At 73.6% G+C, this 19,052-nt stretch carries 14 protein-coding genes; 13 read left to right on the top strand and 1 reads right to left on the bottom strand.

Translation table 11 applies throughout. The features are described from left to right. Positions 1–217 precede the first annotated feature (217 nt). The 8 genes from ACIQFX_RS16755 (at position 218) to ACIQFX_RS16720 (ending at position 8,460) form a co-directional block, all read left to right on the top strand. Entirely contained in the window at positions 218–796 is a 579-nt protein-coding gene (locus ACIQFX_RS16755) for a TetR/AcrR family transcriptional regulator (protein WP_402463659.1), read from the top strand. 347 nt (positions 797–1,143) lie between these two features. Beyond that, positions 1,144–2,670: a Re/Si-specific NAD(P)(+) transhydrogenase subunit alpha gene (locus ACIQFX_RS16750; protein WP_402463657.1), complete on the top strand. Its 1,527-nt coding sequence runs from the start codon at positions 1,144–1,146 to the stop codon at positions 2,668–2,670. 1 nt (position 2,671) lies between these two features. Beyond that, on the top strand, positions 2,672–4,090 hold the full coding sequence (pntB, locus tag ACIQFX_RS16745; protein ID WP_402463655.1) for a Re/Si-specific NAD(P)(+) transhydrogenase subunit beta: 1,419 nt from the start codon (positions 2,672–2,674) through the stop codon (positions 4,088–4,090). Positions 4,091–4,306: 216 nt separating this feature from the next. Then, on the top strand, positions 4,307–5,581 hold the full coding sequence (locus ACIQFX_RS16740) for an FAD-dependent oxidoreductase (RefSeq protein WP_402463653.1): 1,275 nt from the start codon (positions 4,307–4,309) through the stop codon (positions 5,579–5,581). Positions 5,582–5,687: 106 nt separating this feature from the next. After that, on the top strand, positions 5,688–5,930 hold the full coding sequence (locus ACIQFX_RS16735; RefSeq protein WP_402463651.1) for a hypothetical protein: 243 nt from the start codon (positions 5,688–5,690) through the stop codon (positions 5,928–5,930). A 2-nt stretch (positions 5,931–5,932) separates the two neighbouring features. Then, positions 5,933–6,481: a Clp protease N-terminal domain-containing protein gene (locus tag ACIQFX_RS16730; RefSeq protein WP_402463649.1), complete on the top strand. Its 549-nt coding sequence runs from the start codon at positions 5,933–5,935 to the stop codon at positions 6,479–6,481. Next, positions 6,478–7,026: an MOSC domain-containing protein gene (locus ACIQFX_RS16725; RefSeq protein WP_402463647.1), complete on the top strand. Its 549-nt coding sequence runs from the start codon at positions 6,478–6,480 to the stop codon at positions 7,024–7,026. Before ACIQFX_RS16730 ends, ACIQFX_RS16725 begins: the two co-directional genes overlap by 4 nt. A gap of 222 nt (positions 7,027–7,248) precedes the next feature. Then, complete coding sequence (locus ACIQFX_RS16720) at positions 7,249–8,460, top strand: glycoside hydrolase family 6 protein (protein ID WP_402463645.1); 1,212 nt, start codon at positions 7,249–7,251, stop codon at positions 8,458–8,460. 92 nt (positions 8,461–8,552) lie between these two features. Here the strand turns inward: ACIQFX_RS16720 and ACIQFX_RS16715 are convergent, their stop codons facing one another. Further along, the gene (locus tag ACIQFX_RS16715; RefSeq protein WP_402463643.1) at positions 8,553–11,372 is read right to left on the bottom strand and encodes an alpha/beta hydrolase family protein; all 2,820 of its coding nucleotides are present in this window, start codon (positions 11,370–11,372) and stop codon (positions 8,553–8,555) included. 268 nt (positions 11,373–11,640) lie between these two features. Between ACIQFX_RS16715 and ACIQFX_RS16710 the strand changes: the two genes are divergently transcribed. The 5 genes from ACIQFX_RS16710 to ACIQFX_RS16690 all read left to right on the top strand — a co-directional run bounded on the left by ACIQFX_RS16710 (position 11,641) and on the right by ACIQFX_RS16690 (position 19,041). Beyond that, a complete protein-coding gene (locus tag ACIQFX_RS16710) occupies positions 11,641–12,873 on the top strand; it encodes a serine hydrolase domain-containing protein (protein ID WP_402463640.1) in 1,233 nt (410 codons plus the stop codon). A 117-nt stretch (positions 12,874–12,990) separates the two neighbouring features. Then, complete coding sequence (locus ACIQFX_RS16705; protein WP_402463638.1) at positions 12,991–15,198, top strand: hypothetical protein; 2,208 nt, start codon at positions 12,991–12,993, stop codon at positions 15,196–15,198. Positions 15,199–15,387: 189 nt separating this feature from the next. Beyond that, positions 15,388–15,684: a hypothetical protein gene (locus tag ACIQFX_RS16700; RefSeq protein WP_402463636.1), complete on the top strand. Its 297-nt coding sequence runs from the start codon at positions 15,388–15,390 to the stop codon at positions 15,682–15,684. Positions 15,685–16,018: 334 nt separating this feature from the next. Beyond that, positions 16,019–17,431: a family 2B encapsulin nanocompartment shell protein gene (locus ACIQFX_RS16695; RefSeq protein WP_402463634.1), complete on the top strand. Its 1,413-nt coding sequence runs from the start codon at positions 16,019–16,021 to the stop codon at positions 17,429–17,431. Positions 17,432–17,733: 302 nt separating this feature from the next. Beyond that, entirely contained in the window at positions 17,734–19,041 is a 1,308-nt protein-coding gene (locus tag ACIQFX_RS16690; protein ID WP_402463632.1) for a family 2 encapsulin nanocompartment cargo protein terpene cyclase, read from the top strand. Positions 19,042–19,052: the final 11 nt, after the last annotated feature.

Below are 19,052 nucleotides of genomic sequence, written 5' to 3'. Positions count from 1 at the left end.
CGCAGAATGCGAGTGCGAACACCCTGTCACGGGAAGTCGTAGTGGATCAACGCGGCCCCTCCTCCCCGCCGGCACCCGATGAGGGCCGTCGGGGGTGCCGTGGTCGGCCCTTCATCCGATGATCTTGTCCCTGACCGGCTGATATTCTCGACCGGTGGTCGAGAAACCGGTGGCATCGCACATACCTTCCCGCCCGGCGCCGGTTCAGCGCCGTGGCGTGGAGCGCGTGCAGGCGATCCTCGACGCCGCCGACCGGATCCTCGCCGAGGAAGGGTACGAGGCCGCCACGCTCGGCGCCGTCGGCAAGCGGGCCGGCATCCCGACCGCCTCCGTCTACCACTACTTCGCCGACCGGAACCAGGTCGACGCCGCCCTCATGGAGCGTCACGGCCGGGACATCGACGAGCTCGTCGCGACGGCCGCGGGCGGGTCCGAGCCCGGCAGCCTGCGCGCGGTCGTCGACGCGCTGATCGACCCCCACCTCGCCTACGCCCGGAAGCACCCGAGCGTGGTGGAGCTGTGGCACGCCCCCGGACGCCCCCCGGTGCTCGTCGACCTCGAAGAGGCCTGGGGCAAGTCCCAGGCGGAGCTGTTCCGGCGCCGCCTGATCGAGCGGAAGCTGATCGCCGACGACACCCCCCGGCTCGCCGTGGAGATCGCCTACGAAGCCGTCGACCGTGCCTTCGGCATCGCCTTCAAGAACTCCCGTACCGGCGACGAGGCCACGATCGACGAGGCCCGCCGCCTCATGACCGCGTACCTGGAGACGTACGCGCCGAAGCGGCCGCAGCACTAGGCGGCCGGCCGCGCCCCGTCGCCAGGGGACCGGTCGTGCCCGCACCGGCCGGAGCGGGAGGGGCGACATGAATCACACGCCACCGGCTGTTGTGTCTTTCTGTGTGCGGCTGTTCGGCTGCGCTGAGGGGTGAGGTGAGGGAATTCCCGACTTCACCCCCTTCGGTGAGCCGCGCGTGACCGCGGCGTCGTCACTCGCGGGGACCCGGTGGTGTGGTGTGGCATTGATCACGGCTGCGGCGCTTCCGATGGGGGCGGGGGTGCCCCGATTCTGATCGGGGCTGAACCCGAACCGGAGTCGAGGTCGTGGCAGGCCGTTGTCGGCACACCAGCGAACGGAGAATTCTCGTGATTGTCGGAGTCCTCAAGGAAGCGCGGGAGGGTGAGAACCGCGTCTCGGCCACGCCGGCGACGATCGAGCCGATCCGCAAACTGGGGTACGACGTGGTCGTCGACTCGGGGGCGGGCGTCGCGGCGGGCTTCACGGACGGCGCCTACGAGGCGGCCGGCGCGCGCATCGGCGAGGCGGCGACCGCGGACGTGGTGCTGGGCGTCAACGCTCCGAGCCCGGCCCAACTCGACGACGTGCGGGACGAGGCGACGGTGATCGCCCTGTTCGCGCCGGCGTTCGACCCCGCGATGGTCGAGGAGCTGGGCCGTCGGCCGTTCACCGCGCTGTCGATGGACGCGGTGCCGCGCATCAGCCGGGCCCAGTCGATGGACGTGCTGTCGTCGATGGCGAACATCGCCGGCTACCGGGCCGTGGTGGAGGCGGCACACGCCTTCGGGCGCTTCTTCACCGGCCAGGTGACCGCGGCGGGCAAGGTGCCGCCGGCGAAGGTGCTCGTCGCCGGCGCGGGCGTCGCGGGCCTCGCGGCGATCGGCGCGGCCGGGTCGCTCGGCGCGATCGTACGGGCCACCGACCCGCGGCCCGAAGTCGCCGACCAGGTGAGGTCGTTGGGCGGTGAGTACCTGTCGATCACGTCCCCCGAGGTCGAGGTCTCGAAGACCGGTTACGCCAAGGAGATGGGCGACGACTACAAGGCGCGCGAGGCCGAGCTGTACGGCGCGCAGTGCCGTGAGGTCGACATCGTCATCACCACCGCGCTGATCCCCGGACGCCCCGCGCCCACGCTGATCACCGCGGAGATGGTGGCCGGCATGAAGCCGGGCTCGGTGATCGTGGACATGGCCGCCGCCAACGGCGGCAACGTCGTGGGCACGGTGAAGGGCGAGAAGGTCGTCACGGAGAACGGCGTGACGATCATCGGCTACACCGACCTCGCGGGCCGGCTGCCCGCCCAGGCCTCGCAGCTCTACGGCACGAACCTGGTGAACCTGCTGAAGCTGATGACGCCCGAGAAGGACGGGTCGCTCGTCCTCGACTGGGACGACCCGGTACAGCGCTCGATCACCGTCGTGCGCGCGGGCGAGTCGGCCTGGCCGCCCCCGCCGGTGCAGGTCTCGGCGGCCCCGGCCGCCGCCCCCGCCGCCGCGGCGGAGCCGGCGAAGCCGAAGAAGGCGCCGATGACACAGGCGCAGCGGTTCGGCGGGGTGGCGCTCGGCGCGCTCGCGCTGTTCCTCGCCGCCGCGTTCGCGCCCGCGGCACTGCTGCCCCACCTGACGGTCTTCGTGCTCGCGATCGTGATCGGCTACTACGTCATCGGTCACGTGCACCACGCCCTGCACACCCCGCTGATGTCGGTGACGAACGCGATCTCCGGGATCATCGTCGTCGGCGCGCTGCTGCAGATCGGGCACTCGAGCACCGCGGTCACGGTGCTGTCGTTCGTGGCGATCCTTCTGGCCAGTATCAACGTCTTCGGCGGCTTCGCGGTGACGCGTCGCATGCTCGCCATGTTCAACAGGAGCTGACATGTCTGCGACTCTCGCCGCGCAAGCGGCCTACCTCGTTGCCGCGTTGCTGTTCATTCTGGCGCTGGCAGGACTCTCCAAGCACGAGTCGGCACGGCTCGGCAACGCCTTCGGCATGCTCGGCATGGGCGTCGCGCTGGTCGCGTCGGTCGTGCTCGCGGTGGACGGCGACGTCAGCACCGCGGGCCTCGGCCTGATGGGCCTGGCCATGGTGGTCGGTGCGCTGATCGGCCTGCAGCGGGCCCGCGGTGTCGAGATGACGGGCATGCCCGAACTGATCGCGCTGCTGCACTCCTTCGTCGGTCTCGCGGCCGTCCTGGTCAGCTGGAACGGCTACCTGAACGTCGAGCACCACCCCGACGGTCCCGAAGCCGCCGCCCTGGACGCGCTCGGCACCCTGGGCATCCACCACGCCGAGGTGTTCATCGGCGTGTTCATCGGCGCGGTGACGTTCACCGGCTCGATCGTGGCCAACCTGAAGCTGTCGGCGCGGATCGACTCCAAGCCACTGGTCCTGCCCGGCAAGAACGCCCTGAACCTCGGCGCGCTGGGACTCTTCGTCGCCCTCACGGTCTGGTTCGTCGTCGCGCCGGAGCTGTGGCTGCTCATCGCGGTGACCGTCGTCGCGCTGGCGCTCGGCTGGCACCTGGTGGCCTCGATCGGCGGCGGGGACATGCCGGTCGTGGTGTCGATGCTCAACAGCTACTCCGGCTGGGCCGCCGCGGCCTCCGGCTTCCTCCTCGGCAACGACCTGCTCATCATCACCGGTGCGCTGGTCGGCTCCTCCGGTGCCTACCTCTCCTACATCATGTGCAAGGCGATGAACCGCTCCTTCGTCTCCGTGATCGCGGGCGGCTTCGGCATCGAGGCGCCCTCGGGCTCGGACGTCGACTACGGCGAGCACACGGAGATCACCGCCCAGGGAGCCGCCGAACTCCTCGGCTCCGCACGGTCCGTGGTGATCACGCCCGGTTACGGCATGGCCGTCGCCCAGGCCCAGTACCCGGTCGCGGAACTCACCTCGAAGCTCCGCGCGAAGGGCGTCGACGTCCGCTTCGGCATCCACCCCGTCGCCGGCCGCCTCCCCGGCCACATGAACGTGCTCCTCGCCGAGGCCAAGGTCCCCTACGACATCGTCCTCGAAATGGACGAGATCAACGAGGACTTCGCCAAGACCGACGTCGTCCTCGTCATCGGCGCCAACGACACCGTCAACCCGGCCGGCGCGGACGACCCCGGCAGCCCCATCGCCGGCATGCCGGTGCTCACCGTCTGGGAAGCCGGCAAGGTCATCGTCTTCAAGCGCTCCATGGCCTCCGGCTACGCGGGCGTCCAGAACCCGCTCTTCTTCCGCGAGAACACCTCCATGCTCTTCGGCGACGCCAAGGACCGCGTCGAGGACATCGTCGGCGCCCTCTGACCCGGAGCCGTACCGCCGGCAGCCCGACGACGCCCGGGGCGCGCGACCAGCGCCCCGGGCGTCGTCACCTTTCCGGCCGCCCCGCCCGGCGGCCTTCGCGCCCGTGAGGCGCGTACGGCCCGAACGGACGCGTCGAGCACCGGTGCCTTACCGTCGTACGGGGCTCCCCGTACGAGGAGCCCGGTACGGGGAGTCGTGCACGGAGGGGGCAGCTTCATGCCGAGGCGGCGCGTGGTCGTGGTCGGTGCCGGGATCGGCGGGCTCACGGCCGCGGTGGCCCTGCACCGCCGCGGATGGAACGTCACCGTGTGCGAACGCGCCCCCGAACCCCCCGTCACCGGCGCCGGCATCGGCCTCGCGCCCAACGCGCTGCGCGCGCTCCACGCCATCGGCGTCGACGTCACCGGCGTCACCGGCAGCGCCGTACCCGCCGCCATGGGCGTGCGCCGCACCGACGGCCGCTGGCTCACCCGGACCGACACGGCCGAACTGGCCGCGCGTTACGGGATGCCGCCGATCGCCGTCCCGCGCCCGGCCCTCACCGTCGCCCTGACCGGCGCCCTGCCGGCGGAGGCCCTCCGCCACGGCACCACGGTGACCGCCGTCGACGACGCCGAGGGCCGACCGGTCGTCCGTACGGAGGAAGGCCCGGACCTGCCCGCCGACGTGGTCGTCGCCGCCGACGGGATCCACAGCCCGCTGCGCCGCGCGTACTTCCCCGCCCACCCCGGCCTGCGCTACCTCGGAGAGACCGCCTGGCGGGCCCTCGTGGACGCCCCGGACCTGGGGATCCAGGCGATGAGCGAGACCTGGGGGAGGGGCGGGCGGTTCGGGGTCACCCCGCTCACCGACGGCCGGTTCTACCTCTACGCCACCGCCGCCGTGCCGGCCGGCCACCGGTTCGCCGACCCGCGCGCCGAACTCCGCCGCCGCTTCGGCTCGTGGCACGACCCGATCCCGGCCCTCCTCGACCGCGTCGACCGCCTCGCCCCCACCGACGTCCTCCACCACGACCTCCACGAACTGGCCGCCCCGCTCCCGCGACTGCACCACGGCCGCATCGCCTGGCTCGGCGACGCCGCCCACGCCATGGCTCCGAACCTCGGCCAGGGCGGCTGCCAGGCCATCGAGGACGCGGTCGTCCTGGCCCACCTCCTGCCGACGGGGGACGGCCGCGACGGCGACCGCCGCCGTGACGGCAGCGTCGGCGGCACAGGCGGTGACGGCGGTGACCGGGGAGGCGACAGTGGCGGGGGAGTCGACGACGCCGGCCGCCCGGACGCCGTTCCGGCCGCCCTCGCCGCCTACACCGCCGCCCGTCGCGACCGCACCGACGCCGTCCGCGTCCGCGCCCGCCGCGTCGGCCGCCTGGGCGCGCTCCGCCACCCGCTCGCCGTGGCGGTCCGCGACCTCGCGGTCCGCGCCACGCCCACCCGCCTCGCCCTGCGGGGCATGGACGACCTGTTCGACGGCTTCCGCCTGCCGGGCTGAGGAGCGGGCCGAGCGCGGATGGACCGCCACAGGGCCGGACACGCGCGGCGGATGGCGATGTCAGGTTTTCTTGACACGGACGCGGTGTCAGGGCAGCCTGACGCGTATGAGAGCTGAGGACACCCCGGCCTCGCTGGTCGGACGGGTCACCGACAAAGACCCCGCCGTCGGCTTGGAGGCCGTCGTCGCCCTGCGTCGCCTCTTGGAGGAACTGGAGCGACTGCACGTCGACAACGCCCGCGATCGGGGCTGGTCGTGGCAGAGCATCGCGACGTCCCTGAACGTCAGCAGACAGTCCGTGCACGAGAAGCACTCGGGCAGGCGCAAGGCCATGGGCGTGGAGGAGTAGAGATGTTCGAGTTCTTCACCGACCAGGGGAAGCGGGCCGTGGCGGCCGCCCAGGACGAGGCGGTCGCCCTGGGGCACGACTTCATCGGCACCGAGCACCTGCTGCTCGGACTCCTCGCCGCCGAAGACGGAACGGCCGCCGGCGTGCTGCGCGGGCGGAACGTCGACCTGGTCCGCGCCCGACAGGAGACCGTACGCGTCCTGGAGGCGTCCGGGATCGAGGCCTCGGGCGGCCGGCCCGCCCGAGACGCCCTGGCGTCGCTCGGCATCGACGTCGCCGAGATCCAGCGTCAGGCCGATTCGTCCTTCGGTCCGGGCGCCTTCCAGTTCCCCAGGCCCGTCTACTCGCCCGAAGCGCGCACCGCGCTGACGAACACCCTCGGCGAGGCGCGGGCGCTGGGCCGCGACACCTTCGGGACCGAGCACATCCTCCTCGGCCTGCTCACCGTGCCCGAAGGGCGCGCCCTGGACGTTCTGGCCGCCTTTCAGGTCGACCCCGTGGGCCTCCGCGAGACGGTCCTCGCCGCGTCCGCCGCCCCGGAGGGTCCGTGAACGCGGGCCGCGTCGCGGCCGTGAGCCGCAACGCCGCGTACGCGTTCAGCAAGCCGAACCACCCGTCGATCCGGCTGCTCGCCGGACTCGGAGTGGAGGGGGACGTCCACGCAGGCGAGACGATCCGGCACCAGTTCCGCATGACCTACGAACCCGATCTGCCCAACCTGCGTCAGGTCCATCTGATGCACGCGGAACTCTTCGAGGAACTCGCGCTCAAGGGCTACGAGGTCCGCCCGGGCGAACTCGGCGAGAACATCACCACCCGCGGAGTCGACCTCCTCGCCCTGCCCACCGGCACCCTGCTGCACCTCGGTGCCGACGCGGTGGTCGAAGTGACCGGGCTGCGCAACCCGTGCGCGAAGATCAACGACTTCCGGACCGGCCTCCTGGGAGAGATGTTCGCCCTGGACCCGCATTCCGACGCGTTCACTTTCAAGTCCGGCGTCATGGGTGTCGTCCGTCGGGCCGGGACGGTCCGCCCCGACGACCCGATCGGGGTCGAATGGCCGCCCCTCCCGCACCGTCCCCTGGAGCGCGTCTAGGCGTATCGACCCGCACCCCGCCGCGCCGCACCTCCTGCCACCGAGGCGTCCGTGCCGGTCGATGCCCGACCACCCTGGTCGCCACCGGCCCGCCCGTGCACGCCCCTTGACGGCACGCCACACCCTCCGGGAGGCTCATGGGAGCGCTCCCATCCGTCGTGTGTCCCTCACGGCGGGCCGGGAGCCCGCCCGATCGAGCCGTCGACGGAGGTCACCCTTCCCATGCGTCGCAGAACCGCAGCCCGTGCGCTCGCGCTGCCCCTGGCCCTCGCCGCCGCCCTGCTGACGGGGCCCCCATCAGCGGGGACGGCCGCGGCCGCGGACCCCTCCCGAGCGCACGGGGCCCGCCTCTACGTGCCGGAGGGCAACCCGGAGGCGTACGAGCAGGTGGCAGGGCTCGTGCGGGGCGGGAGGTACGCGGAGGCGGCCGGTGTCCTCGCCATGGTGCGCACGCCGCAGGCGGTCTGGTACGGAGACCAGACGCCGGCCGAGGTGGAACGCCAGGCCGGGGCGGTCGTCCGGGACGCCGCCCGCAAGGGCGCCGTTCCCGTGCTCGCCCTGTACAACGTGCCCGGCCGCGACTGCTCGAACTACTCGGGAGGGGGCGCCTCGACGACGGCCGAGTACCGGGCGTGGGTGGACGCCGTGGCGCGGGGTATCGGCGGGCACGACGCCATGGTCGTCCTCGAACCCGACTCGCTGGCGCTGCTGCCCGCCGACTGCGGCCAGGACGACGCCCGGGGCAGCAGGACCGACGCCCGCTTCACCGAGGTGCGGTACGCCGTCGACACGCTGGGCGGGCTCGCCCGGGCCAAGGTCTACCTCGACACCGGTCACCCGGGCTGGCACACGGTGGGATCCATCGTGCCGCGCCTGGTCCGCGCCGGTGTCGGCGACGCCACCGGCTTCTTCACCAACGCGTCCAACTACCGCACCGAGGAGGACAGCCACTGGTACGGGACGCTGGTCTCCGCCTGCGTCGGCTACGTGGAGGACGGCGGCGCGGCGGCCGACTGCCCCGACCAGTACCGGCCGCGGGCCGAGGCAGAGGCGTGGATCGCGGAGCACGTGACGACGCCCCTCTCCCGACGGAAGCACTTCGTCACCGACACCAGCCGCAACGGCCTGGGTCCCTGGACCGCGCCGCCCGGCAAGTACACCGACGCGCAGGACTGGTGCAACCCGCCCGGTCGCGGGCTCGGCGACCGGCCGACCACCGCCACCGGCGACCCGCTGTACGACGCCAAGCTCTGGATCAAGATCCCCGGCGAGTCGGACGGCCTGTGCCTGCGCGGCACCGCCGGCCCTGAGGACCCCGAACGCGGCGCGGTCGACCCCGACGCCGGCCACTGGTTCCCCGAGCAGGCGCTGGAGCTCGTACGTCTCGCGCGGCCGCCGCTTCCCGCCGGGGGGCCCTTCGGCCCGCGCCGGTGACCTCGTACCCCGTCCCCGGAGGCCCCCACGGGTCCGCCGGGAACGCGTCGGGGCCGCTCCGGATCGTTCCGGAGCGGCCCCGCGCTGTCAGCTCACGGCGCCTCCCGCACCGTTCCCGTGAACTCCGGGCCGGGGACGGGCTCCCACGAGCCGTCGTAGGTGGTCAGGCCGGCGCGCAGCGACTCGGCCGGTTCGGCGAGGGCGTCGCGGACCGTCGGCACGGTGATCTCGGCGCTCGTCCGCCCGGCGGGGATGTTGACGCCGAGGGCGAAGCCGGAGGACGCCGCGGCCTCCGAGAGGGTGACGGCGGGGTCGGGGACGTGGCCGATCTGGCCTTCGAGCCAGGCGGGGTCGACGTCGGCGGTGGACAGTTCGGTGCCGCTGGTGACGGGCAGGAAGGAGGCGCCGCCGAAGACGTCGACGTCGGCGGCGGTGGAGAGGGAGACGCGCCAGGTCAGGGTCGAGCCCTCGGTGACGTCGTCGGCCACGGGCGTCAGGGTCACCTTCGGCATGGCGTCGTCGTTCAGCGCGGTGACACCGCCCCGGTGCGAGCCGACCGCGGTGCCGCGCACGGCCCTCACGAAGGCGGTGTGCCACAGGTCGTGGCCGTAGCGGGTGTTGCCGCGGACCTCGATCGGGATGTCGAGGTCATGGCGCCCCGGGCGGACCGTCACCAGGCGGGAGGCGACCGCGCCCGTGTCCGGGTCGGGGAGGAACAGGCGGACCTGGCCGCTGCCCCGGCCGGAGACCTGGACCGGGACGCGGTAGGTGCGGACCCCGGAGTCGCCCTCCTTCACGGTCAGCCGGCCGATGTCGACACGGGTGAGGGCGGCCGGGCGTGCCGCCGGCGTGCCGGGGCGCCAGCCCCAGGCGTCCATCAGCCAGGCGCGGCCGGTGCCGCCGCCGGGGGTCAGTTCGAGGCTCGTGATCCGCTTCAGGTCCAGGCCGGAGCGGGCCGCGGGGGCCAGCGGCACCCGTACCTCGCGCGCCCAGAAGGACGCGGTCCGCTCGGTGCCGGGCAGTCCGTCGACACGGGTACGGCCCAGGGTCGCGCGGCGGCCCGAGGCGTCGGTGACGGCGATGTCCAGTGTGGTCCCCGTGCTGTTGGGCGGGACGACGATCCGCAGGGCCAGGGCGTCGGAGCCGGCCAGGGAGACCGGTCGGGCGGAGCGGACCGTGGCGCGGGCGCCGGGGGCCGTCCACCGGAGCGCGACGGCGTTGCGCCCGGGTTCGGTGGAGGTGTCCCAGGACGCGAAGTGGGGTGACCTGCCGGGCTCCTCGGGGGAGAGGCAGGAACGGGTGGCGTCGGTGTCGACCTGCGCGCAGATCCGGCCGGCGCCGGAGGCGGTCGCCCCGGAGTCCGGCAGGAAGGCGGGCGCGCGGTTCCCGCCGACGGCGTGGGTGAGGACCCGGACCGGGCCGGCCGACGGCGCGCGGCGGCCGGTGCCGTCGAGCAGCGGACGGACCGCGTCGTCACCGCCGACGAACAGCCGGGCCGCGGCGGCGATGTAGGTGGCGCCGGCGGCCTGCTGCCGGGCGGCGGTGAGGCGGGTCGCCGTGCCGGGGGAGCACACCGGGTCGGTGCCGTCGTCGGACGAGAAGTCGTCGTAGGCGAAGGCCTTGGCCTGCCCCGGCGTCCACTCGCTGTTGAAGTAGTTGTGGTTGGCGCCGACCATGTAGACCGCGCTGTGCAGGGCGCTGCCCCGGCTGACCCCGCGCGTGCCGTCGACGAAGTTCTGGCCCTGGAGGTCGAAGACGTCGCCGTCGCAGCCCGGCAGGATCGTCATGGAGGGCACGTCGGGGGCCGGGTTGCGGCCGAAGACCGTGGGTCCGATCGGTACGGTGCCGCGGATCGTCCACCGGACGGGGCCCCGGTAGCCGTCCTGGTCCGCGGGCGGCGGGTTGAGGCTGTCGACCGCGGCCCGGTTGACGCCCTCGCCGCCCCGGGAGTGACCGACGAGCAGCACGCGCGAGAGGTCCGCGGGCGAGGTGGCGCGCACGGCCGCCGGTGCGCCGGCGCGGTGCGCCGACCAGTCCGCCCAGCGGGCCAGGTGCAGGCGCACCAGGGACGAGCGGGCCTGTGCGCCGGCGTCCTCGGCGCGGTGGTCCTGCGCGTTGATGCCGTTGGCGGATATGGAGAGGGTGACGTAGCCCTGCGAGGCGAGGAGTTGCTGCGCGCGCAGGTATCCCTCGTGGCTCGGCAGCGGTCGTGAGCCCGCGGCGCAGGGCCACGAGCCGTCCATCTCGTCGGTTCCGGGGACGTAGCAGGTCGCGTGGCGGCCGTGCAGGAACAGGGCCACGGGCCGCTTCCCCGGCGCATTGGCGGGTCCCACCACGGTGGCGCGCATCTCGATCGGCTCCGGGTACCCCGGCAGGCGCACGGAGGCGAGGTCGTACGAGCCCTTGACCGTCCGGTAGCGCCCGGGCGTCCCGGGGTCGACCCCGTTGGCCGGCGGCGGTGCCTCCGGCAGGGCGGCCGGGGCGGAGGGGACGACCGGGGCTGAGGGGCCGAGTCGTGCCGCGCCGCTCCGCGCGGCCCCGTCCAGGGGCCGCCCGCCCGCAGTCACCCGCAGGCGCGTCCCCTCGTCGAGGCGCACGCCCCCGAGGAGCAGCCGGAACGTACGGCCGTCCGGCTGCGCGGTCGGGTGGCCGAGCAACCGGTCGCCCGCGTGGAACTCGACCCGGGCGTCGCCCATGGGCACCGGCTCGGGCGACGTCCAGACCAGCTGCCTGCCCGCACCGGTCCCGGTGATCCTCCAGCCGTCGGGGAGTCCCAGGTCCCCGTGGCGGCTCCCGGGCGTCGTCGTCGACGGCTCCCCGGGCGCCGGCTGCGCGAAGGCCGGTCCGGGCGACACCGCCGCCAGTGCGAGTAACGCCGCGGCGGTGGCCGCGGCGCGTGTGACACGTATCAAAGCGGTCTTCCTCACGATCGGTCCTGTCCGGGGCACCGGGAGCGGCTTCCACCTGCCTTCGGCCCCGGTTTCCCGGGGCGCCCGCTCCCCTCGTGCCCCTCTCGTCACCGGAGGACGGCAACAGGAAGACGACGGTTGCTTTTTGACGTATGAACAGATCATCGGATACTCGGCCCGTGCTCGGGCGGTACGGGCCTGACGGGTGATGTTCGCGCGGGTCGGCGGGGACCCGCCCGTCGTGGGGAGCGGCCCGGCCGATACTCCGGCCATGAGTCCAGCCCGTACCTCGACCCGGACGCGCGTCGCCGCCCTCACCGCGCTCCTCACCCTCGGCGTCCTGACCGCCCCGGTGGAGGCCGCCGGCACGCCGCCGGCCGGAGCGGGCCACCCGCGGCCCTGCGCCGCCTCCTCCGTGCCCGACCGCGGCCCGGCCCGCGACGTCCTGCGGATCGCCGAGCGGGCCAAGGCGGAGATGGGCCTGAAGTCGGTCGTCGTGCGGGTCACCACCGACGGCCGCGAGGTCGTCACCGGCGCGCTCGGCGAGTCGATGACCGGGGTGCCGGCCACCCCCGCCATGCACTTCCGCAACGGCAACGTGGCGATCAGCTACATGGGCACCGCGCTCCTGCGCCTGGTCGACCAGGGCAAGGTCGGCCTCGACGACCCGGTCGCCCGCTGGCTGCCCGACCTGGCGGACGGCGAGCGGATCACCCTGCGCATGCTGGCCGCCTCCACCACCGGCCTCGTCGACTACGTCCGCCTCCCCGCGTTCCAGCAGGCCGTCGTCTCCGACCCGTTCCGGCACTGGACGCCGAAGGAGCTCGTGGCCCTCTCCGCCGCCGAGGACCGCTGGTACGAGCCGGGCACCAACTGGAGCTACTCGCACGCCAACTTCGTCCTCCTCGGCGCCGCCCTGGAGAAGATCACGGGAACCCGGCTCGACGTCCTCCTGAAGCAAGAGGTCCTGCGCCCGCTCGGACTGCGCGAGACCCGCAACGGCTTCACCCCCGACATCCCCGCACCCGCCCTGCACGCCTTCACCTCCGACCGCGGCACGTACGAGGAGTCCACCTTCTGGAACCCCTCGTGGACCACCGCCCCCGGCGCCGTGCAGACCACCGACATCTGCGACCTGGCCCGCTCGGCCGGCGGCATCGGATCGGGCCGGCTGCTCTCCCCGGAGAGCTACCGGGAACTCCTGAACCCGGGCACGGTCGGCCTCGGCCACCCCACCCGCACCTGCCCGGCGACGGTCTGCCTCGCGCAGACCGAGGCCACCCACTACGGCATGGGACTCCTCGTCCTCGGCGACTGGATCGCCCAACACCCGCTGTTCTTCGGCTACTCCGCCTCCCAGGCCTACCTCCCGTCCGAGCGCCTGGCCATCGCCGTCTCCACGACGAACGGCCCCGACGCCGCGAGCGGACACAGCGCCCACACGATCGCCCAGCGCATCGCCGCCGCCCTCGCCCCCGACCACCCCATCCCCGACTTCGGCTGACCCCTCCGGGCGGCGCGCGGGTACGGGGCGGGCCGTCCTGTCGGGACGGGAACAGTGGCCGCGCCCCGGCCCGAAATCCGCGTGCGGGGCTCCGTACGGCACTGGCAGCATGCCGGGATGGTCCACGCACTCGAACGTCTGGTCGTCCGGCACACCCTCCGCCTCCCCGTCCCGACCGCGGTCACCCGGGACGGAGCCGGCGGCGGAGCCGTCGCGGCACGCCGGTTCGACGCCGCGCTGATGTCCGTGGGGTTCAAGCTGTCCGCCGAACTCCTCGAAGAGCTCTCCGGACGGGCACCGGAGACGGTCGTCGACCTCGCCGCCCGGACGCTGGACACCGTCCGCGAGATCGTCGGCGACCACGTGCGGCACAACCCCTACTTCGTGGACTTCCCCGCCAACGTGCCCGACACCTTCGACTTCTGGAGGGAGTGCGTCGTCGACGCGCTCGGCGACGAGAAGTCACGGGCCGCCGTCCTGGAGCAGCTCAGCGGCGGCGTCCTCGACCTGCTGACCCTGCCCGCCTACGGCGACTACCGCCACACCTACGCCGACATGCTCGCCGCGCACGACGAGCTGCTCGCCGCCGCCGGCGACCGCGTCACGGTCCTGCACCCCGCCGGCGCCCCGGACGACGAGGCCGCCGCCCTCTACCGGGCCCTGGCCGGAAGCGCGACGCCGCTCGGCGAGGACGGCCTCAAGGACCTCGCCGTGCTCGCCGGGCACTGCGTCGACGGGCCCCAGCCCGAGGTGATCCCGGTCCGCGAGAGCCGCGCCGTCGTCAACCGGGCCCGGCTCGCCGCCGGAGCGGACCTCCTCCTCGACACCGTCACCGACGTCCTCCGGCTCGCCTGCGCGCTCTCCGGCGGCGACGTCACCCTGCGGGAGCCCACCCGGTTCCGCACCCTGTCCCGCCCGGTCCGCCGCGCCCTCCTCGCGGGTCTCGACGCCGTCGTCGCCGCCGCCCCGGCCAAGCTCTCCGACGTCTTCGCGCACCGCGAACGGTGGAAGCGCCTCGGCGAGCGGCTGCACCCGCACGAGTACCCGCGGTGGCCGCACGCCGCCGAGGTCTTCGCCGTCGCCCGCGGCGAGCGGGAGGCGCGGTCCTTCGACAGCCTCGTCGAGGAACGCCTCGGCCGGAACGACGTGACCGGAGCGGCGGAGCTGCTGACCGCCGCGCCGGGCCGCCTGTTCCGCGCCCTCGACCGGCTGCTGCGCACGGCGGACGGGCCCGAGCAGCGCGAGGCCGTCCTGGCCGCAGCCGAGCGGGCCGCGCCGCGGGTCGCAGGCCGCGTCGTGCTGTCCCTCCGCGAACACCTCCAGAACCGCGCGGACCAGGGCGGCAGGCAGCGGGTGTTCGTCAACGGGAACGGCGCCGCCTGGGTCACCGCCGACACCCGGCCCCCGCTCCCCGAGGACGTCCGCGACCGGCTGCTCGCGCTCCTGGACGACGAGACGCGCCGCAGGCTGCCCGCCCCGGGCCACCTCGTCGTCGACCCGGCCGTCCTCGACGTCGCCCTCCCGCTCAGCGGCCGGGCGACCGCGGCGGGCCTCGGCGTCCTGCCGCGCGGTTCCGTCTCGCCCGTCGAAGGCGACCTGCTGCGCTTCTTCACGTACTGGAAGCAGACCCGCCGCACCACCGACTACGACCTGTCCGCGCTCATCCTGGACGCCGACTACGAGACCGTCACCTGGCTCTCGTACACCGCGCTCACCGCCCTGGAGGGCGAGCACTCCGGCGACATCACCAACGCGCCCGACGGCGCCTCCGAGTTCATCAACCTGCGGCTCGGGGCCGTCCGCGGCACGTTCCTCGTCCCGCAGGTCGACATCTACTCCGGGGAGGACTTCGAGGAGGTCGAGGAATCGTTCTTCGGCTACATGCTGCGGGACGCCGAGCAGGCCGGCCGCCCCTTCGAACCCCGCACCGTCCGCATGAAGTCGGACCTGCGCGGCCCCGGCCGGGTCGCCCTGCCGCTCGCCTTCCAGCGCGACGGGGACGGCCGCTGGCACGCGCGCTGGCTGCACCTGTACCTCCGGGGGCAGCCGTCGGCGAACCGCGTCGAGGAGAACCGGGTGTCGGTCGCCGTCCTGCTCCGCGGCCTGCTCGCCCGCACCCCGCTGACGGTCCGCCACCTCACGGAGCTGATGGCGGACGCCGCGACCACCACGACCCTCTGGGACGGCGGGACGACGACCCCCTGGGACGGCGGGACCGCGCCGGACGGCCCCGTGACGTACATCGGCCTGGAGCACCCCGCCGGCCTCCCCGCCGGCGCACGCGTTCTCACCCCGGAAAACCTGCGCGACCTGATCCCCTCCTGACTGCTACGGTCGTCCCGGGCGAGGCCATGAAGAGGCTTCCTTCTCACACTCCCTGAATAGCCCCTTCGCTTTCCTCGCCCCTTTACGGCACCCCGGTCCACGCGGCCGGGGTTTTCCGTACGACGCCCGTTCGGCGGGTGCGCGCGGGGCGGGACCGTGTCCAGGCGCCCGCCGGCCCGTTGTGTGGGTGTGATCCCAACCCGACGCATCTCCTCCGTCCTGGCCGTCGCCGCCGCCTTCTCGTGCCTCGGCGGGGCCGCGACCACCGCCGTCGCCGCCACCGGCCCGCTCGGCCCGCCGATCAACCCGGTGACCGAGCTCGACTCCCTCACCATGACCGGCATCCCCGAGGAGTCCCGCGACCGCTTCCCCGGCATCGCCGAACAGCTGGGCGGACTCAACCGCGTGCACGACCTGAACCAGATCCACCAGCTCACCGACCTGGCCGCGCCCGCCACCGGGCTGCTCCCCGAGATCTCCACCTGACCGACCGTCCCTCCGGACGACGCCCCCCGGACCGGCACCGTGCGCCACGGCACGCTGCCGGTCCGCCGTCTTTTCCGGTACCGGGTGACCGCCGTGTGCGCCTCTGCTCGGCCAGGTGGCTCGAATGTCGCTGGTCACCCGGATAAACCACGGGCGAACCAAGATCACTGCATCGAGGTAATGCCCTCGGGCTCTCGGGGCGAGCCGTGCTTACCGGCCGTTACTGTTCCCCGGGATCTGGACGAATTCCCAGAGATTGACCCGCTTTCGATCCGCTTCCACCGGTCGGTACGCCCGTGTCGACCCGTCCGCACGCGAAGGAGAGCTCGCCCCCATGACCGTTGAGACCGGCCCGGAAGTCCAGGTGGAGACGCCCCGGCAGTCCAGCCTGAGCACCGCGGCCGCCCGCAACCTCGCCACCACCACCAAGTCCGCCCCGCAGATGCAGGAGATCAGCTCCCGCTGGCTGCTGCGGATGCTCCCGTGGGTGGAGACCAAGGGCGGCGCCTACCGGGTGAACCGCCGACTGAGCTACACCGTCGGCGACGGGCGCATCGAGTTCGTCCAGGACGGCAGCCGCGTCCGGGTCATCCCCCGCGAACTCGGCGAACTCGCCCTGCTGCGCGGCTTCGAGGACGACGAGGTGCTCGCCGCCATCGCCGACCGCTGCGTCCAGCGCGACTTCCGCGCCGGCGAGGTGCTGGTCGAACGCGGCACCCCCGCCGAGCAGATCCACATGATCGCCCACGGCCGGATCAGCCAGACCTCGGTCGGCAAGTACGGCGACGAGGTCGCCGTCTCCGTACTCGCCGACGGCGACAGGTTCGGAGAGAACGCCCTTCTGGACGCCGACGCCAGGTGGGACTACACGGCCACCGCCGAGACCTCCGGCACCCTGCTCACCCTGTCCCGCGCCGACTTCGCCTCCGTCGTCGGCCAGGCGCCCGGACTCGGCGCGCACATCGAGGAGTTCGGCTCGCTGCCCCAGCAGCGGCAGAACAAGCACGGCGAGGCCGAGATCGCGATGTCCGCCGGCCACGTCGGCGAGGCCACCCTGCCCGGCGCCTTCGTCGACTACGAGCTCAAGCCGCGCGAGTACGAACTCTCCGTCGCCCAGACCGTCCTCAAGGTCCACACCCGGGTCGCCGACCTCTACAACGGGCCGATGAACCAGACGGAGGAGCAACTCCGCCTGACCATCGAGGCGCTGCGCGAGCGCCAGGAGCACGAGCTCATCAACAACCCGGAGTTCGGCCTCCTCGCCAACGCCGACTTCAAGCAGCGGATCCAGCCCCACTCCGGCCCGCCCACCCCGGACGACCTCGACGAGCTGCTCTGCCGCCGCCGCAGCACCAAGCTCTTCCTGGCCCACCCCCGGACGATCGCGGCGATCGGCCGCGAGTGGAACGCCGCCGGCCTCTACCCGGACACCGTCGAACTCCACGGGCAGCGGGTCCCGGCCTGGCGCGGCGTCCCGATCCTCCCCTGCAACAAGATCCCCATCAGCAAGGAGAACACCAGCTCGATCCTCGCCATGCGCCTCGGCGAGGACAACCAGGGCGTCGTCGGACTCCGCCAGACCGGCCTGCCGGAGGAGTACGAACCGGGCCTCTCGGTGCGCTTCATGGGGATCAGCGAGCAGGCGATCATGTCGTACCTCGTCACCACGTACTACTCCGCCGCGATCCTGGTGCCCAACGCGCTCGGCGTGCTGGAGAACGTGCAGATCGCCCGCCGGCGCGACTAGGCGCACCCGGCGGGCCACGGCCGGGCGCGCGGCCACCGGCACGGCACCCCGCCGCGATGCCCGACGCCCCGACCGCCCCCGCCGTCGAGGCGCCCCCGGCGCCCCGCGACGCGCCCCCCGGCCCCGACGGGCCGGGGGAGCCCGCGCGAAGGCCCCCGCGCCCCTCTCCCCGATCCGCCGGGCACGCCCCAGGGCGTGCCCGGGGGCCTCCCCCGGAACACGAACGCCTCCCGGAACCCTTCCGGGCGGTCCGGCGCGCCCGGAACACGGGGCGGCCCACCCACCTCTCCAAGGAGCCACGGATGCCCGACGCCGGGCTTTCCCCTCTGCAGTCAAGCCTGCCCTCCGCGGCGGCGCAGTTCGCCGCCCGCGTCCTCGCCGACGCGGCGGCGCACGGCCTCGTCGGAGCGCAGCCCGCTCCCGCCGACGTCCCGACCGGCACCGCCGCGGTCGAACCCGCGGTCGACTCCGTGGTCGAACACGACGGAGGGCCCGGGGCCGCCGCCGTGGCCGCCCCGCCCCGGCCCGACCTGGGGCGGGTCCTCGGCGGGCCCCGCGGCCTGGGGACGGCGGCACTGTCCCTGGTCCCGCGCGCGGAACCTCCGGCGGCGCCCCCGGGGGCACCCGCGGGCGCCCTGATCATCCCGGGCCTCTACTACCACCCGGTGCCGGAGCCCGACCCCGTACGGGTGGACGAGGTCAGCCTCCGCATCAAGTCCTGGGCGGTGGACGAGGTCCAGCTGTTCCCCGACGACTGGGAGGGCGAGTTCGACGGCTTCTCCGTCGGGCGCTACATGGTCGCCTGCCACCCGGACGCCCCGACGGTCGACCACCTCATGATCGCCACCCGGCTGATGGTCGCCGAGAACGCGGTCGACGACTGCTACTGCGAGGACCACGGCGGCTCGCCCGTCGGTCTGGGCGGCCGGCTCCTGCTCGCGCACACCGCGCTCGACCCGCTCCACTCGACGGCGGAGTACCAGCCGCACTGGGCGGAGTCGCTCCACGCGGACGCGCCCCGGCGGGCCTACCGGTCCGCGATGGAGTACTTCGCCGCGCAGGCGACGCCCTCCCAGGCGGACCGCTTCCGGCACGACATGGCCCGGCTGCACATGGGCTACCTCGCCGAGGCGGCGTGGACGGAGACGAACCACGTGCCGGAGGTGTGGGAGTACCTGGTGATGCGCCAGTTCAACAACTTCCGCCCCTGCCCCACCATCACCGACACCGTCGGCGGCTACGAACTGCCCGCCGACCTGCACGCCCGGCCGGGCATGCAGCGGGTCCTGGCGCTGGCCGGCAACGCCAGCACGATCGTCAACGACCTGTACTCGTACACCAAGGAACTCGCCGGCCCCGGCCGGCACATGAACCTGCCCGTGGTGCTCGCCGAGCGCGAGTCCCTCTCGGAGAAGGACGCCTATCTGAAGGCGGTCGAGGTCCACAACGACCTCATGCGCGACTTCGAGGCGGCCTCCGCCGAGCTGGCCGCCGCCTGTCCCGTCCCGAGCGTGCTCCGCTTCCTGCGGGGCGTGGCCGTGTGGGTCGACGGCAACCACTACTGGCACCAGACCAATACCTACCGATACAGCCTGCCCGATTTCTGGTAAGAACGGATTCT

It is taken from the genome of Streptomyces sp. NPDC093089 (assembly GCF_044754405.1).
Classification (GTDB): domain Bacteria; phylum Actinomycetota; class Actinomycetes; order Streptomycetales; family Streptomycetaceae; genus Streptomyces.
Note: the sequence above shows the minus strand (reverse complement) of the source record. Positions and strands in the feature narration are given on the sequence as shown.

What these genes read in the sequence shown, in the direction of transcription:
- pntB (WP_402463655.1), top strand. Translation starts at nt 2,672, where the DNA reads ATGTCTGCGACTCTCGCCGCGCAAGCGGCCTACCTCGTTGCCGCGTTG.
- ACIQFX_RS16740 (WP_402463653.1), top strand. Translation starts at nt 4,307, where the DNA reads ATGCCGAGGCGGCGCGTGGTCGTGGTCGGTGCCGGGATCGGCGGGCTC.
- ACIQFX_RS16735 (WP_402463651.1), top strand. Translation starts at nt 5,688, where the DNA reads ATGAGAGCTGAGGACACCCCGGCCTCGCTGGTCGGACGGGTCACCGAC.
- ACIQFX_RS16730 (WP_402463649.1), top strand. Translation starts at nt 5,933, where the DNA reads ATGTTCGAGTTCTTCACCGACCAGGGGAAGCGGGCCGTGGCGGCCGCC.
- ACIQFX_RS16720 (WP_402463645.1), top strand. Translation starts at nt 7,249, where the DNA reads ATGCGTCGCAGAACCGCAGCCCGTGCGCTCGCGCTGCCCCTGGCCCTC.
- ACIQFX_RS16710 (WP_402463640.1), top strand. Translation starts at nt 11,641, where the DNA reads ATGAGTCCAGCCCGTACCTCGACCCGGACGCGCGTCGCCGCCCTCACC.
- ACIQFX_RS16705 (WP_402463638.1), top strand. Translation starts at nt 12,991, where the DNA reads ATGGTCCACGCACTCGAACGTCTGGTCGTCCGGCACACCCTCCGCCTC.
- ACIQFX_RS16695 (WP_402463634.1), top strand. Translation starts at nt 16,019, where the DNA reads ATGACCGTTGAGACCGGCCCGGAAGTCCAGGTGGAGACGCCCCGGCAG.
- ACIQFX_RS16690 (WP_402463632.1), top strand. Translation starts at nt 17,734, where the DNA reads ATGCCCGACGCCGGGCTTTCCCCTCTGCAGTCAAGCCTGCCCTCCGCG.